The sequence below is a fragment of the Maribacter sp. 1_MG-2023 genome, assembly GCF_030547005.1.
Taxonomy (GTDB): Bacteria; Bacteroidota; Bacteroidia; order Flavobacteriales; family Flavobacteriaceae; genus Maribacter.
In genome coordinates this window covers 101,694-118,720 of sequence record NZ_JAUOPN010000004.1, presented here as the reverse complement: position 1 = coordinate 118,720, position 17,027 = coordinate 101,694, and the positions used below count along the sequence as shown (strand labels likewise).

Here is a 17,027-nt window from a genome sequence, read left to right as displayed (position 1 = left end):
TAGATTATGAAAAAGTTCGCCCTACTTGTTATTGTATTGTTTATTTCAGTCAATGGTTTCTCTCAACGTAAACCAAAGATAAAGGGGAATAAGAATGTCATTGAAGTACGAGAAGATTTAGAACCTTTTACAGCGATTGAATTAGTCGATGATTTAGATATCGTAATTCAGAAGTCTACAACTGAAGGTTATGCTTTAGAATTAGACGATAATTTATTGGATGTTCTTAAATTTAATGTTGACGATGGTGTTCTTAAAATATCATCATTCTATAATATAACGTCAAAGAAGAAACTTGGTATTACTATCTTCTTTCAAGAACTAAGTAGTATTAAGATGCTTAATGGTAAAATTAGTATGAAAGACGTTATTTCTACAAATCGCCTAAGAGTACAAACTTTTGGCACTTCTAGATTAGAACTCAACGCTACTGCCGATATCATGGATATTACAATGGAAGAAATAAGTTCTGGTGATTTTAATTTAGCCAGTGATTCATTGAATCTTACCTTAAAGGATAGAATAGATGTAAAATTGTATTCTACCGGTGCGAGCAATAATATCTACATATATAAAAATGCTTCTGCGAAAGTTGAGGGTAATGCAGACTACTTAATGGCTAAAATGTATGGTAATAGCTCTTTAAAAGCAGCTGACCTACAAGCAAACTATGTACTTCTCGTTACTGAAGATTCACCAGATGTTGAAGTTAGAGCACTAAAAACATTACAGCTTAGTTCAAAAGGAGGTACTAGAACAAAACTATATGGTGAACCACAAATTACTATTTTAGACTTTCTAGATACATCGCGATTAGAAAAAGAACGAAACTAATTCGCTATAGGTGCTGTCATCAAATGTTTAGGTATTCCAAAACCATCTACAAGACTATTTAAATGCGGTCTCAGTTCGGTACATAAGCGTTCTACACGTTGACGTATTGCTTTCGACTTTGTTCCGCTAATGTAACCTTGCTCTAAATACCAAGTAGCATCTTTTCTTATTTCATAAAGTGCATATAAAGTGCCTAATTTTTCAAATAGGGCTTTGTACTTGGGGTCAGTAATTGTGCTCGTATGCTCTATAAATGATTTATAAGCCAGTTCAGCACTGTATGCTTTACCAAGTGTCATTAAATGAGTTTGAACCTTTAAAAATGCTTGATAAGACGGAATTCCCTTTTTAATATACCCTCTAATTCGCATAGCGATGGTATAGGTAAGTCTTCTCGTTCTGAGCTCAAAGGCATGAACATGAAACTTGGGGTTGTATAAATGGTCTTTATCCGTTTTGTTCGTATATAGCGGATTTATAGTAGAAAGCTTATTGCTTAGTTGAGAGCTTAACAGTTTTAGTACGGTGGAAAAGCCAGCGCTATTGAATTCAGCCTTAAAATCTGAAAGTACGCCTTTTGCAGCTAGTTGTAAGAGTACATTGTTGTCACCTTCAAACGTGGTGAATATATCTACATCGCCTTTTAGGTTTGCTATTCTGTTTTCTAACAAATAGCCTTTACCACCACAGGCTTCTCGACATTCTTGAATAGTATCGTTGGCATACCAGGTAATAATAGATTTGAGTCCTGCTACTTGCGTTTCAACTTGTCTTTTATCAGGTTGAGATTCATCGCAGTAAAGCCTCATCATTTTATCTAATGTAATATGATACACATATGCACTTGCAACTAGCGGAGTTAAACGTAATTGTTGAGATGGGTAATCCATCAATAAATCTTCCTGTATTTTTACACTATCATTAAATTGTCTTCTTTTTAATGCATGTTTGATAGCTACGGTCAGCGCATATTTGGCTCCGCCTAAACCTGCTCTCGCAACACAAATTCTACCACCTACTAAAGTACCCAGCATGGTAAAGAATCGTTTGTTAGGATTTTTAATTTCTGAATAGTATTCTCCATTACCTAAAATGGTTCCGTACTTGTTTAGTAAATTTTCTTTGGGTACTTCAACTTGGTTAAACCAGATCTTGCCATTATCAACACCGTTTAGCCCGAGCTTATAGCCATTATCTTCAACAGTTACACCTGGTAGTAGCTCATGCTTTTCATTTCTAAGTGGTACTAGAATCGCATGAACGCCTTCATTTTTACCATTAATAATGAGTTGGGCAAAAACAGATGCCATTTTTGAATGTATAGCATTGCCAATATATTCTTTATTGTCATTTTTTCCTGGAGTATGTATGACAATAGTTTCAGTTTTCTTATTGTAGGTTGCGGTAGTTTTTATTCCGCGAACATTAGATCCGTGTCCGGTTTCTGTCATGGCAAAGCATCCTAATAGTTCGGCCTTACCTGTATCGCTTAAATATTTATCATGGTGCTTTTTGGTTCCCAGTTTTTGAATGCTTCCTCCGAACAATCCAAATTGTACGCCAAATTTTATAGCTAAGCTTCCATTTGCCCACATCATATTTTCGAAAATGGTAGCATAACCCTCCATATCATTGGTGCCGCCATATTCTTTTGGGTAAGCCATTGCACCGTAACCTTTATCCGCTAGAAATTCTACTTGTTTTAAAACATGATTTCTAAATTCTTCTTTGTCACGTCTAACTTCCCATGAAAATATAGAATCGTTAAGTACAGATCTAAAAGAATCTATAGCTTCGGCATGTGCTCCTTTTAAAATAGTATCTATGACTTGTGCCGAATACTGCGAAGATTTTTTTTCTAAATCAATATGTACATCAAATAAATGATTGTAATGATTGGGTTGAATACCCAAGTTTATTTCAATCTCTTTAATTTGATCATTGAATAAGATGTCATTATGATAATGCGATGCTACTTTTTGACTGAACGCCGTAAGCGGATATGTTTCATGCTCTATCAACTTTACATTGCTATTGATAATCAATTGTTTCCAAGACTTAAATAATTCGTTCTTTGGTGGATTTTTGACATTCATCCATGTTTTAAGTTGTTTTTTATCATCGCCAGATAATGTGTTATCGTTAGAAATAGCATAATTAACGACATTTATTTCTGAAGCCGAGAGCAGGTCATCTGACCAGATAATATAAAAAACAGGAATATATTGTAAAACTTGTGCAGTATAATTTTCTTTTGTCATGCCATGAAATTACAATATTTAGTTAGATTTCTTATATGTATTTAACGCTTCATTTAGTGATTCGGATAAATTCAATTAGCTACTGGTATAGGTTTAATGTTATCTTGTGTTTGTCTATCTTTGTTAGTGTATGAACGAGTATTTAGACCCATCTGCTGATGGTTTCTCTAATGAGGAGCTAGACATTGAAAGAGCATTAAGACCCATAAATTTTGACGATTTTACAGGTCAAGAACAAGTACTTGAGAATCTTAAGGTATTTGTTGAAGCAGCAAATAGAAGAGGTGAGGCATTGGATCATACCTTGTTTCATGGTCCTCCAGGTTTGGGTAAAACTACCTTGGCGAATATTCTTGCCAATGAGTTGGGGGTAGGGATTAAGATTACATCAGGTCCGGTTATGGATAAGCCAGGCGATTTAGCTGGACTGCTTACCAACTTAGATGAGCGAGATGTTTTGTTTATTGATGAAATTCACAGATTAAGCCCTATTGTAGAAGAGTATTTATATTCTGCAATGGAAGATTATAAGATTGATATCATGCTAGAATCTGGGCCGAATGCGCGGTCTGTTCAAATAAATTTGAATCCGTTTACTTTAATTGGTGCAACCACCCGTTCAGGATTATTGACAGCACCAATGCGTGCTCGTTTTGGTATTCAGAGTAGGCTTCAATATTATTCTACTGAATTACTTTCTACAATTGTTGAACGTAGTGCAGAAATTTTACGTGTACCTATTTCACAAGATGCAGCCATAGAAATTGCCGGTAGAAGTAGAGGGACACCTAGAATTTGTAATGCGTTACTTAGAAGAGTGCGTGATTTTGCCGAGATAAAAGGAAATGGCTCTATTGATATGGAAATATCAAAATTTAGCCTAAAGGCATTAAATGTAGATGCACATGGTTTAGATGAAATGGATAACAAAATTCTGACCACTATAATCGATAAGTTTAAAGGCGGGCCTGTGGGTATAACCACTTTGGCAACGGCAGTATCTGAAAGTGCAGAAACTATTGAAGAAGTTTACGAACCTTTTTTAATTCAGCAAGGGTTTATTATGAGAACTCCTCGTGGTCGTGAAGTAACCGAATTGGCCTACAAACACTTAGGAAGGATAAAAGGAGGAATTCAACCTGGCTTATTTTGAGTATCGACATAAAACATAAATGGACAAATAGTATAAAAACCGAAGCCAAACGCCTCGGTTTTTTATCATGCGGTATATCCAAGTCAGATTTTTTAGAAGAAGAAGCACCTCGGTTAGAAAAGTGGCTCAATAAAAATATGAATGGCGAAATGAGCTATATGGCAAATCATTTCGATAAAAGATTAGACCCTCGATTATTGGTCGAAGGCTCCAAATCGGTTATTTCTCTACTATTAAATTACTACCCGGAGGAAACGCAAACCGATGATTCTTACAAGATTTCTAAGTATGCATATGGTCAAGATTATCACCATATAATCAAAACAAAACTAAGACGGTTGCAAGAATTTATTACCGAGGAAATAGGAGAGGTCAATGGTCGTGCTTTTGTAGATTCTGCTCCGGTATTAGATAAGGCATGGGCAGCAAAAAGTGGACTGGGGTGGATTGGTAAAAACAGTAATCTACTAACCCAGCAAGTAGGTTCATTTTATTTTATAGCAGAGTTAATAGTTGATTTAGATTTAGAATATGACCATGCGGTAACCGATCATTGTGGTACCTGTACCGCTTGTATAGATGCCTGCCCAACACAGGCAATTGTTGATCCATACGTGGTTGACGGTAGTAAGTGTATTTCTTATTTTACGATTGAGTTGAAAAATGAACTTCCAAACGAGATGAAAGGCTCTTTTGATGATTGGATGTTCGGTTGTGATGTTTGCCAAGATGTTTGCCCTTGGAATCGGTTTTCGAAACCTCATAACGAACCATTATTCAACCCTAATCCAGACTTACTTAGTATGACTAAAAAAGACTGGGAAGAAATTACGGTCGATGTCTTTCAAAAAGTGTTCAAAAAATCTGCTGTGAAGCGAACGAAGTTCGACGGACTTACAAGAAATATTGAGTTTTTGAAATAATTAAAATTTCTCAATCGTTTTCGTTCGTTTTTCTGAATAGTAATGCACTAGAACAGTCTTAATTATATTATATTGGTAGTCGTTCAAAATTACGTTTTCCGAAATAATACTATAGCTTTTGTGAGAATGTACTAAAATGTATCATCAATTAAATAATAGACATCGTACATGAAGTTCAATAAACCTAGTCTTAGTTTCTGGCAGATATTTAATATGAATGTTGGTTTTTTAGGAATCCAGTATAGCTTCGGGTTACAGCAAACAGCCATAAATCCTATTTTTTTATATCTAGGTGCCCCAGAAGATATGCTTCCTATTTTAAATATCGCTGGTCCAGTAACAGGTTTAATCGTACAGCCTATAATTGGAGCTATTTCAGATAAAACGTGGTCAGAACGTTGGGGTAGAAGAAAGCCTTTTTTCTTAATTGGTGCTATTTTAGGTAGTTTATGTTTATTCGCTTTCCCAACGAGTCCCGTTTTGTGGTTTGCTGTTGGTTTACTTTGGATTCTTGATGTAGGTAATAATATGGCGATGGAGCCTTATAGAGCTTTTGTTGGTGATAAACTCCCTGAGAAACAATTGAGTTTAGGTTATCAAATGCAAAGTTTGTTTGTAGGTGCAGGTATACTTTTAGCTAATGGATCTATAGTATTATTCCAATATTTATTTGGAGGAGAATCTGTTGAAGTTGCTGGAACGATACCTACTTGGTTGTACTACTCATTTTATATTGGTGCAATTCTTTCCATTACCACTATCCTTTATTCAGTTTTAAAGACTCCAGAAATTCCCCCTTCATCAGAAGAGTTGACCGCGATTAACAATGCAAAAGCTAAACCGTTAACTGAGCGCATTGCTTTACCCTTTAAAGAAATTCGAGAATCTATACAAAAAATGCCCAAATTTATGTGGAGAGTAGGGGCAGTATATTTATTTCAGTGGTATGCACTATTTATTTACTGGCAGTATACTACACCGCTGTTTAAATTGACAATGGGCTACTCAACAGGTGAGGCAGCTTCTCAATCTGCACAAATGAGTTTAACTTATAATATAGTTACCATGGTGGTTGCTTTGGCTTTGGTGCCTTTGACATTGAAATTCGGTGGTAAAAAAATATATGCATTAAGTTTGTTCGGTACTGCTATTTCATTATTTTCGATTCCGTATATCACAGATCCAATTATGGTTTTAGTGCCAATGGTACTTTTTGGTATTGGTTGGGCGGCAATGATGGGTATTCCTTATACTATGGTTTCTAAAGTAGTTCCGCAAGAAAGACGTGGGGTTTATATGGGTATCTTAAATATGATGATAGTAATCCCTATGGGTGTTGAGACATTAACTTTTGGTCCTATTTATAAATATCTGCTTGATAACAATGCTATTAATGCCATGTTGTTTGCTGGAGCATTTTTTGCAATCTCTGGTTTTCTGGCATTACGACTTAATGTCCCAAATAAAGAAAGGGCATCTGAATTATAATTGCTATGCTACTTTATGCCAATAAAATAGAAGAATTTATTTTGTTTATATAATTACGGATCCGCTTAACACTTTCTTACAGAATACCTTTAAATTTGTTTTTTTAAATAGAAGAGTATGAGTAATGAAAAGCTAAGAAGAGAAGCACTTATTTATCATGCAAAACCACAGCCTGGTAAGATAAAAATAGTACCCACAAAACCATATAGTACACAACGTGATCTTGCTTTGGCATACTCGCCGGGTGTGGCAGAGCCATGCTTAGAAATAGCAAAGGATAAGGAAAACGCATATAAATACACATCTAAAGGTAATTTAGTTGCCATTATTTCTAATGGTACAGCTGTTTTAGGATTAGGAAACATAGGTCCTGAGGCATCAAAACCTGTAATGGAAGGTAAAGGTCTTCTTTTTAAGATTTTCGCTGATATCGATGGTATTGATATTGAAGTGGATACTGAAGATGTAGATAAGTTTATTGAAACTGTAAAGATGATTGCTCCAACTTTTGGTGGAATTAATCTTGAAGATATAAAGGCCCCTGAAGCTTTTGAAATTGAACGCAGATTAAAAGAGGAGTTAGATATTCCTGTAATGCATGATGATCAACATGGTACTGCTATAATTTCTGCAGCGGCTTTATTAAATGCTTTAGAAATTTCTGATAAGAAAATGGATGAAGTGCGCATCGTTATCAGTGGTGCGGGTGCTGCGGCTGTTTCATGTACTAAATTGTATAAAGCATTTGGTGCCAAGGCAGAGAATATAGTAATGCTTGACAGTAAGGGTGTCATTAGAAAAGATGCAGATAACTTATCGCCAGCTAAAAAGGAATTTGCTACCGATAGAAAAATTAACACGCTTGATGAAGCGATGGTTGATGCCGATGTATTCGTTGGTCTTTCAATAGCTAATGTAGTAACTCCAAATATGTTACTGTCTATGGCTAAGAACCCTATTGTATTTGCAATGGCTAATCCGGATCCAGAGATAGCTTACGATTTAGCAGTTGCTACCAGAAAAGATATTATAATGGCAACGGGAAGATCTGATCATCCTAATCAAGTAAACAACGTACTTGGTTTTCCATTTATATTTAGAGGTGCTTTAGATGTTAGGGCTACAGCAATAAACGAGGCTATGAAAATGGCAGCAGTAAAAGCTTTGGCAGATTTAACAAGGCAACCTGTACCTGAGCAAGTGAATATAGCTTATGGCGAAACAAGATTAACATTTGGTAAGGAATATATTATTCCTAAGCCTTTTGATCAGCGATTAATATATGAAATACCACCTGCAGTAGCTAAAGCGGCTATGGAGAGTGGTGTTGCCAAAGCTCCAATCGATGATTGGGATAAATATAGAGAAGAACTTATGCTTCGTTCGGGTAACGATAATAAAGTTGTTCGATTATTACATGGTAGAGCACGTAGTAATGCTAAGAGAATAGTATTTGCTGAAGCTGATCATTTAGATGTTTTAAAAGCAGCACAAATAGTTCATGAAGAGGGTATTGCTATTCCTATTCTTTTGGGTAGAAAAGATATTATTCTTGAATTGAAGAAAGAATTAGAGTTCGATGCCGACTTAGTAATTATCGATCCTATCTCAAAGGAGTTCGATGAACGTCACATTCGTTATGCTACTAAATATTGGGAAAGTCGTAAACGAAGCGGAGTAACTTTTTACAGTGCTAAAATAAAAATGCGCCAGCGTAATTATTTTGGAGCGATGATGGTTCTTGAAGGCGATGCAGACGGAATGATTTCTGGTTACTCAAGAGCTTACCCTACGGTAGTAAAACCAATTTTAGAAGTTATTGGTAGAGCAAGTGGAGTTAAAAAAGTAGCAACGGTGAATATTATGATCACCGATAGAGGTCCATTGTTTTTAGCGGATACTTCTATTAATATAGAGCCTAATGCTGAGGAGCTTGCAGATATTGCGCAAATGACTGCTAACGTCGCTGCTAATTTCGGTTTTGATCCTGTATTAGCAATGTTAAGCTATGCTAACTTTGGATCTTCAACGCATCCTAATGCTAGAAAAGTTAGAGAAGCAGTTCGTATTCTTCATGAAACTACACCTGATTTGGTGGTTGATGGTGAAATACAAATGGATTTTGCTTTGAACAGAGAACTTCATGAGAGTAAGTTCCCATTTTCTAAGCTAGCTGGTAGAAAAGTAAACACTTTAATATTTCCGAATTTAGAATCGGCGAATATTACGTATAAGCTTTTAAAGGAGTTGAACAGTGCAGAATCTATCGGTCCGATAATGGTCGGTTTAAGAAAAGCGGTTCATATTATGCAATTGGGTGCCAGTGTAGACGAAATAGTAAATATGGCAGCAGTAGCTGTAATTGATGCTCAAGAGCGTGAAAAGCGCAAGAAAGCTAAAGGTTCAAAATAATATTTAATTAAATAATAACTCAAACAGGGAAATAGGTAGACATACTTCTTTCCCTTTTTAATTTTTTAAAAAACCATGATACATCACTTAAGAGGAAAACTAGTAGAGAAGAACCCAACTCATGTTATTATCGAATGTAGTGGTGTGGGCTATTTTGTAAATATTTCTTTAAACACTTTTTCAAAGCTGCCAGAGCAAGAAAATATCTCAGTTTTTACGCACCTTCAGGTGAAGGAAGATTCTCACACTTTGTTCGGGTTTGTTGAAAAATCTGAACGTGAAATATTCCGGTTATTGCTCTCTGTTTCTGGTATTGGATCAAGTATAGCCAGAACCATGCTTTCATCTATGTCTCCTTCTCAAGTAAGAGATGCTATTGCTAACGGTGATGTTGCATCAATACAAGCCGTAAAAGGTATAGGAGCTAAAACCGCACAACGTGTAATTTTAGATCTTAGAGATAAGGTCTTAAAAGTTTACGATATAGACGAACTTTCACTAAGTATAAACAATACAAATAAAGATGAAGCGTTATCTGCTTTAGAAGTTCTGGGCTTCGCACGTAAACAATCAGAGAGGGTTGTCGATAAAGTGCTTAGTCAAGATGCTTCTCTAAGTGTCGAGAATATAATTAAACTCGCGCTCAAAAATTTGTAATAAGTTTGAAAAACGGGGTAACTAAATTTCTTAAAATTTCTTTTAAGCACATCTTTGTATTCTTTATGTTTTTGGGTTCCATAACAACTGTTGTGGGGCAGGAAACAGAAGAACAGGAAGTTGATTCGGTGAAAACGGGATATGATCTGGGTAGAATTCTAATTGAGAATCCAGAAAGTATTGTGTCTAGGTATATTTATGACCCAGAACTTGATCGATATATTTATAATGAAAGTGTGGGCGATTTTAATATAGGTAATCCTATAATTCTTACACCAGATCAATATTTTAAGTTGATAAGGGAGGAAGGGATAAAATCATATTTCAAAGAAAAATCTGATGCTTATTCTGGTAAAAAAGAGGGTAGTGACGAAGCTCGTAAAAACTTACTTCCCAACTTTTATGTAAATAACGATTTCTTTTCAACCATTTTTGGTGGTAATACTATCGAGATTATTCCACAAGGATCCGTTGCGATGGATTTAGGTGTTATCTGGCAGAAAAATGATAATCCTTCTTTATCACCAAGAAACAGAACGAATCTTTCATTTGATTTTGATCAACGTATTAGTCTTAGTATGTTAGGTAATATAGGTGAGCGTTTGCAAGTGACCGCTAATTATGATACCGAAGCTACTTTTGATTTTCAGAATATTGTAAAGTTAGATTATACGCCAACAGAAGATGATATCATTCAGTCTATCGAGGTTGGTAATGTTAATATGCCTCTTAATAGTTCATTGATTCAAGGGGCACAAAGTTTGTTTGGTGTAAAGACAAAACTTCAATTTGGTAAAACATCAGTTACCGCTGTTTTTTCTGAACAACGCTCACAAAACAATACTGTTGTTGCGCAAGGTGGTGGAACAGTAAACGAGTTTTCATTAACAGCCTTAGATTACGATGAAAATAGACACTTTTTCTTATCACAATATTTTAGAGATAATTATGATAATGCACTTTCTTCCTATCCTTACATACAAAGTCAAGTACAAATAACCCGTATTGAGGTCTGGATTACGAATAGAACACAACAGACTATAAATGTACGAAACGTTGTAGCTATTCAAGATTTAGGTGAATCAGATAGAGACAAAACTAGGGTAGGTCTAAACAACGGTAGCGGAAGCGGATTTTTTAATGATCCTGCAGATTTAAGACCTAGAAACAATGCAAACGATTATAATCCGGCTTTGATACTTACAGGTGGGGGTGCCTTAAATGACAATATTAGAGAAATTGCAACAGTAGAAGGTGGTTTCAATGATAGTAGTTTTGCCAATGGGTATTCTCCCAACCAAGGTTTTGATTATGCATATTTAGAAAATGCAAGAAAATTAGAAGAAGGTAGAGATTTTGAATATGATACTCAATTAGGTTACATTTCCTTAAATCAGCGTTTAAGTAATGATGAGGTTTTAGGGGTTGCTTTTCAGTATACTTTTCAAGGACAGGTTTATCAAGTAGGTGAGTTTGCAAATGGAGGTATAGAGGCTACTACAACTACTCCAGAAGTTAGTACCGTTATTAAGAATAACACCTTAATTCTTAAATTACTAAAAAGTAATATAACTAATATCACAGACCCTATTTGGGATTTGATGATGAAAAATATTTATGCAACCGGAGCTTATAGTTTAAGTCAAGAAGATTTTAAGATGAATATTTTATATTCTGATCCTACTTCTAGAAACTACATTACCCCGGTAGAAGAGGGTCCAGGCTCTGGATGGCCGGAAGGTTTGGAAGAACGAATTCTTTTAAATGTTTTTAATCTAGATAGGTTAAATGTTTACAATGATATACAGCCAGGTGGTGATGGCTTCTTCGATTTTATTAGTGGTCAAACCATAGATGTTCGAAACGGGCGTATAATTTTTACTACCGTAGAACCTTTCGGTGAGTTCTTATACGAGCAATTGGAAAATGGTAATAGTGGACAATATGATGTTCCTTCTGGATATAACGCTAACCAAGAACAATACGTATTTAGAGATATGTATTCATTGACCAAAACGGCAGCGTTACAAGACCCAGAAAAAAATAAGTTCTTATTAAAAGGTTCGTACAAGTCAGAAGGTAGTAACGGTATTTCTATCGGTGCATTTAATGTGCCCCAAGGTTCTGTTACAGTAACGGCTAATGGTAGAACATTGCAAGAGGGTATAGATTATACGGTAAATTACCAATCTGGAACGGTACAAATTTTAGACCCTAGTTTAGAGGCGTCTAATGTTCCAATCAATATTTCTGTAGAGAATAATGCCGTGTTTGGACAACAAACACGTCGTTTCACTGGAATTAATGTTGAGCATCAAATCAATGAAAAATTTGTGTTAGGAAGTACCTTCTTAAATTTGAATGAGAGGCCATTAACACAAAAATCAAACTACGGAGTAGAGCCGGTTAATAATTCTATATTCGGATTGAATGGTAATTTTTCAACCGAAGTGCCTTGGTTGACACGTATGGTGAATAAGCTTCCGAATATTGACACAGATGTTCCGTCAAATGTATCAATTAGGGCAGAGATGGCTGTTTTACAACCAAATTCACCTAAAAATGCCGATTTTAATGGTGAAACAACTACCTATTTAGATGACTTTGAAGGAGCTCAGGCACTAATCGATATTAGAGCTTCTCTTGGTTGGTCTATTTCAAGTATGCCTTTAGAGTTTGGTAATAACGGACAGCTTTATGGTAGTTCGCCTGAAGATTCAGAAAACTTATTGAATGGCTATGGTAGAGCTAAATTATCTTGGCACACTATAGATCCAATTTTTTATACTACGCAAAGACCAGCGGCAATAAGTGATGATGATATTTCTACAAACTCTAGTCGTAGAATATATATTGATGAAGTTTTTCCGCAGACAGATGTTGCTCAAGGTCAAACTCAGGTACAAACTACCTTAGATATGGTATATTATCCAGCGCTAAAAGGTCCGTATAACAACAATCCAGATTTTGAAACTCAAGCACAAACTGAAAAATGGGGTGGAATGATGCGTTCATTAAGTAGTACAGATTTTGAACAAAGTAACGTTGAATTCGTTCAGTTTTGGGTAATGGACCCCTATGTTGATGGAATTGCAAATGGTGCTGGTGAACTGGTTCTTAATTTGGGTAATATATCTGAAGATATATTACGAGATGGTAAGAAACAGTATGAAAACGGATTGCCAGGGGTGAATAGTAACGATTTCGTTGCTCCAACTTCTTGGGGTGAGGTGCCAGCAACGCAATCATTGGTATATGCTTTTGATGCAGACGAAAATAATAGAGGTTTGCAAGATATTGGTTTTGATGGGTTAGATGATATTCGTGAAGCTGATGTGTATACCAATAACGGAGGTGAAGATCCTGCATTAGATAACTACGGCTATTACTTAAATAGAGAAGGTAGTATTCTAGAGAGATATTTAGATTTTAATAACCCACAAGGTAACTCGCCGGTTTCTGTGACTAATACAGATAGGGGCTCAACAACTTTGCCAGACGTTGAAGATATTGATCGTGATTTAACCATGAATACGGTAAATAGTTATTATGAATATAGAATAGCGATTAAGCCCAATACTACAATAAGTGATAAATATGTAACTGATATTCGTGAAGGCGTTGCTAGTGGAAATAGAGTTCCAAACGGTGACGATGTTAATTATAGATGGATTCAGTATAAGATTCCATTAAGTGATTTTACCGATGCTGTAGGTGGTATTACCGATTTTAGATCTATTAGTTTTATGCGTATGTATATGACAGGCTTTAATAGTCCTACAATACTTCGTTTTGCAACTTTAGATTTAGTTAGAGGAGATTGGCGTACCTATTCTAAATCATTACAAGATTCTGATATCGATGACGACTCAACCGATGATGGTACAACCTTTGATGTTAAGACAGTAAATATTGAAGAAAACAGTACTAGAACACCTATTCCGTATGTAATGCCTCCAGGTGTTGCGAGAGAACTATTAAATAATAATAATACAATAATTCGTCAAAACGAACAGTCTTTATCTTTGTTGGTAGAAGATTTAGAACCTCGTGATTCTCGTGGCGTTTTCAAAAATATAAATGTTGATATTCGCCAGTACGAAAAGTTGAAAATGTTCATTCATGCTGAAAAAATATCAGATAATGATTATGCTGATACATCTACACCTTTGGTTGGTTTCTTGCGAATGGGTACCGATTTTACCCAAAATTATTATCAATTAGAGCTTCCTTTAGAATTTACACCTTTTACCGCTGTTACCGATACGGAAATTTGGCCAGAAGCAAATGAAATGAATATTTCACTTAGTGATTTAAACAAAGTGAAATCTCTTTGGATATCTGATGGTGATTTATCTGAGGTTCGTTTTTTTGAAATTGAAAACGGAGAAGTTATTCCTGTTGATGAATTTGATGTTCGAACCCCAGGTAGAATTAGAATTGGAATAAAAGGTAATCCTTCTTTAGGTAGTGTTCGTACTGTAATGATAGGTATTAAGAATCAAGATATATTACCAGCTCGTGGAGAGGTTTGGTTCAACGAACTTCGCCTTGCCGGATTAGATAATAACGGTGGTTGGGCTGCTATTGCAGCAATTGATGGTAATATTGCCGATTTTGCCAATTTTAGTGCAACAGGTAGTAAAAGTACATCTGGTTTCGGGTCTATTGATCAAATGCCAAATGAGCGTGCTCGAGAAGATGCTGTTTCTTACGATGTGGTAACCAATGTTAATGTAGGTCAACTTCTTCCTAAACAATGGGGTATACAACTACCATTCAACTATGGTATCTCAGAGCAAATGATAACTCCTGAATTTGATCCAGTCTATGACGATTTGAAATTAGATGATAGAATAGCAGCAGAAACTACTCAAGAGGGTAAAGATGAGGTGTTGGAGCAGGCTGAAGATTATACAAAGCGTACTAGTATTAATTTAATAGGTGTTAGAAAGGAACGTGGGGAAGAAGCTGATGCTAATTTTTACGATATTGAGAACTTTACTTTTAACTACAGTTATAATGAAACAGATCACCGCGATTTTGAAATAGCTGAGCTTAGAGAGCAAAATGTAAATACAGGTTTAGTGTATAATCACAGTTTTGATCCTGTAGAGGTTGCTCCTTTTGCTAAAAATGATTCATTATTTACTGGTAAGTATTGGAAATGGCTAAAAGATCTAAATTTGAATCTATTACCTTCTAATATAGGTGTAACTTCTAATATTAATAGGCGATTCAATGCACAAAGGTTTAGAGACGTTTATACAGAAGATATAGATAGAATTGAATTACCCGAGTTACAACAACGTAACTATTTATTTAATTGGCAGTATGCGGTAAACTATAATTTAACCAAATCGTTACGATTAAACTTAACAGGTTCTAATAATAATATCGTTAGAAATTATTTAAACGAAGATGAGCCTATAGAATCTGCTGATAGAATTAATAATGAACTTGGATTATGGGATGGCTTCTTTAATTTAGGAGAGCCTAACAGGCATTCTCAGCAAATGCAATTAAATTATGATGTGCCTTTTTCAAAGATACCTGCGTTAGATTTTATAAGTGCACAGTATTCATATACAAGTAATTTCGATTGGCAGAGAGGTGGAGATGCATTGTTTGAAGTTGCTAGAGAGTATATTAATACGGTTCAGAATGCTAACACGCATACAATAACATCGTCATTGACAATGCAAAAGTTCTATGATATGTTAGGACTTAAGAGACGTGAGTCGCCAAAAGCATCCAATTCAAGTCCTATTCGAAGAGATAAAGCAGGTGCTCTTTTAGAGGATCAAGAAAAAATTGAACGCAAAACGAGTAATGTGTTCAATACGGTGGTTGATATTGTTACCATGGTGAAGAGATTAAACCTAAATTATAGCGAGAATAATGGTACGGTACTTCCTGGATATACGCAATCTGTCGGTTTCGTTGGTACTACCAAACCTACAATTGGCTTTCTTTTCGGTAGTCAATCTGATGTTCGTTTTGAAGCTGCTAGAAATGGTTGGTTAACTAATTTTGAACAGTTCAACGAACAATTTATCCAAAGAACAAATAAACAATTGAATATTACCGCTACAGCGCAACCAACAAAAGATATTACTATTGATTTAGTTGCCGATAGGCAGTATTCAAATAGTTATCAAGAAAATTTTAATGTTACTGATCAAGAGTATAATATTCAACTAGGAAATAACTACGGCAGTTTTAGTATTTCTTCTATGATGGTTAGTACTGCATTTGGTAAGAGCGATGAATTTGATTCAAGTACATTTCAGCAATTTAAGGATAACAGAATTACAGTAGCCAATAGAATTGCCTTAGAAAATAATATTCCAATTGACCCAGAAGGGGGATTTCCTGATGGATATGGAAAAACTCAGCAAGATGTATTATTACCTGCATTCTTTGCTGCATATACAGGTCAAAATGCTGAACGTGTAAACTTAGATACGTTTAGAGATATTCCAATACCGAACTGGAGTATAAAGTATACAGGTTTAATGAAGAGTAAATGGTTTAAAAAGAAATTCAAACGTTTTTCTTTAAGTCATGGCTATCGTTCGGCATATAGTATTAATTCTTATCAGACAAATCTTGAAAAAGTACAGTTGATAAAAGATGGTGATGAACCTATAAACCTCGAGAATGGAAATATACTTCCAGATTTAATTTTAAACAACGTCGTATTAACGGATCAGTTTAACCCGTTAATTCGTGTAGATTTCGAAATGAAAAATTCTGTTAGTGTATTAGCTGAAATAAGAACAGATAGAGCATTGTCATTAAGTTTCGATAATGATTTAATGACCGAAATTAATGGTAAAGAATATACGGTTGGTTTAGGGTATCGTTTTAAAGATGTAAAATTTGTAACCAATATTGGTGGTAACAAGACAAGGTTAAAGGGTGACTTAAACTTAAAAGCCGATGTAACTTTACGAGATAACCTTACTATTATAAGAAATCTAGACATCAATAATAACCAAATTACTTCTGGTCAGAATTTAATGTCGTTAAAATTTACGGCAGATTATGCTTTAAGTAAGAACTTAAATGCTTTGTTCTTTTACGATCATTCGTTCTCTAAATTTGCAGTCTCGACCGCTTTTCCACAAACAACTATTAATACCGGATTTACAATTCGCTACAATTTTGGTAATTAATAGGGTTGTTTAATAAGAGATAGACTTAATTATTAGCTGCACTTTTGATCAAATCATAACATTTGTAATTATTTTGATAACCTAAGTTGAAAACTTTACATTTGCCGAAGTAAAAAAT

8 protein-coding genes are annotated in these 17,027 nt (G+C 35.2%); 7 read left to right on the top strand and 1 reads right to left on the bottom strand.

The genetic code is table 11. From position 1 onward, the window contains the following. Window positions 1-6 precede the first annotated feature (6 nt). On the top strand, window positions 7-834 hold the full coding sequence (locus Q4500_RS06585) for a DUF2807 domain-containing protein (RefSeq protein WP_303598911.1): 828 nt from the start codon (window positions 7-9) through the stop codon (window positions 832-834). Here the strand turns inward: Q4500_RS06585 and Q4500_RS06580 are convergent. Next, on the bottom strand, window positions 831-3,095 hold the full coding sequence (locus tag Q4500_RS06580) for an acyl-CoA dehydrogenase (RefSeq protein WP_303598910.1): 2,265 nt from the start codon (window positions 3,093-3,095) through the stop codon (window positions 831-833). The genes Q4500_RS06585 and Q4500_RS06580 overlap by 4 nt on opposite strands. Before the next feature lie 130 nt (window positions 3,096-3,225). Between Q4500_RS06580 and ruvB the strand changes: the two genes are divergently transcribed. The 6 genes from ruvB to sprA all read left to right on the top strand — a co-directional run bounded on the left by ruvB (window position 3,226) and on the right by sprA (window position 16,909). Continuing rightward, a complete protein-coding gene (gene ruvB / locus Q4500_RS06575) occupies window positions 3,226-4,248 on the top strand; it encodes a Holliday junction branch migration DNA helicase RuvB (protein WP_303598909.1) in 1,023 nt (340 codons plus the stop codon). A gap of 2 nt (window positions 4,249-4,250) precedes the next feature. Beyond that, complete coding sequence (queG, locus tag Q4500_RS06570) at window positions 4,251-5,171, top strand: tRNA epoxyqueuosine(34) reductase QueG (RefSeq protein ID WP_303599034.1); 921 nt, start codon at window positions 4,251-4,253, stop codon at window positions 5,169-5,171. A 168-nt stretch (window positions 5,172-5,339) separates the two neighbouring features. Beyond that, window positions 5,340-6,659 carry an MFS transporter gene (locus tag Q4500_RS06565; protein WP_303598908.1) on the top strand — a complete coding sequence of 440 codons (1,320 nt, stop codon included), beginning with the start codon at window positions 5,340-5,342 and terminating at the stop codon, window positions 6,657-6,659. A gap of 117 nt (window positions 6,660-6,776) precedes the next feature. Next, window positions 6,777-9,071 carry an NADP-dependent malic enzyme gene (locus Q4500_RS06560; protein WP_303598907.1) on the top strand — a complete coding sequence of 765 codons (2,295 nt, stop codon included), beginning with the start codon at window positions 6,777-6,779 and terminating at the stop codon, window positions 9,069-9,071. A gap of 75 nt (window positions 9,072-9,146) precedes the next feature. After that, a complete protein-coding gene (gene ruvA / locus Q4500_RS06555; protein WP_303598906.1) occupies window positions 9,147-9,728 on the top strand; it encodes a Holliday junction branch migration protein RuvA in 582 nt (193 codons plus the stop codon). A 65-nt stretch (window positions 9,729-9,793) separates the two neighbouring features. Then, the gene (sprA, locus tag Q4500_RS06550; protein WP_303599032.1) at window positions 9,794-16,909 is read left to right on the top strand and encodes a cell surface protein SprA; all 7,116 of its coding nucleotides are present in this window, start codon (window positions 9,794-9,796) and stop codon (window positions 16,907-16,909) included. Window positions 16,910-17,027 lie beyond the last annotated feature (118 nt).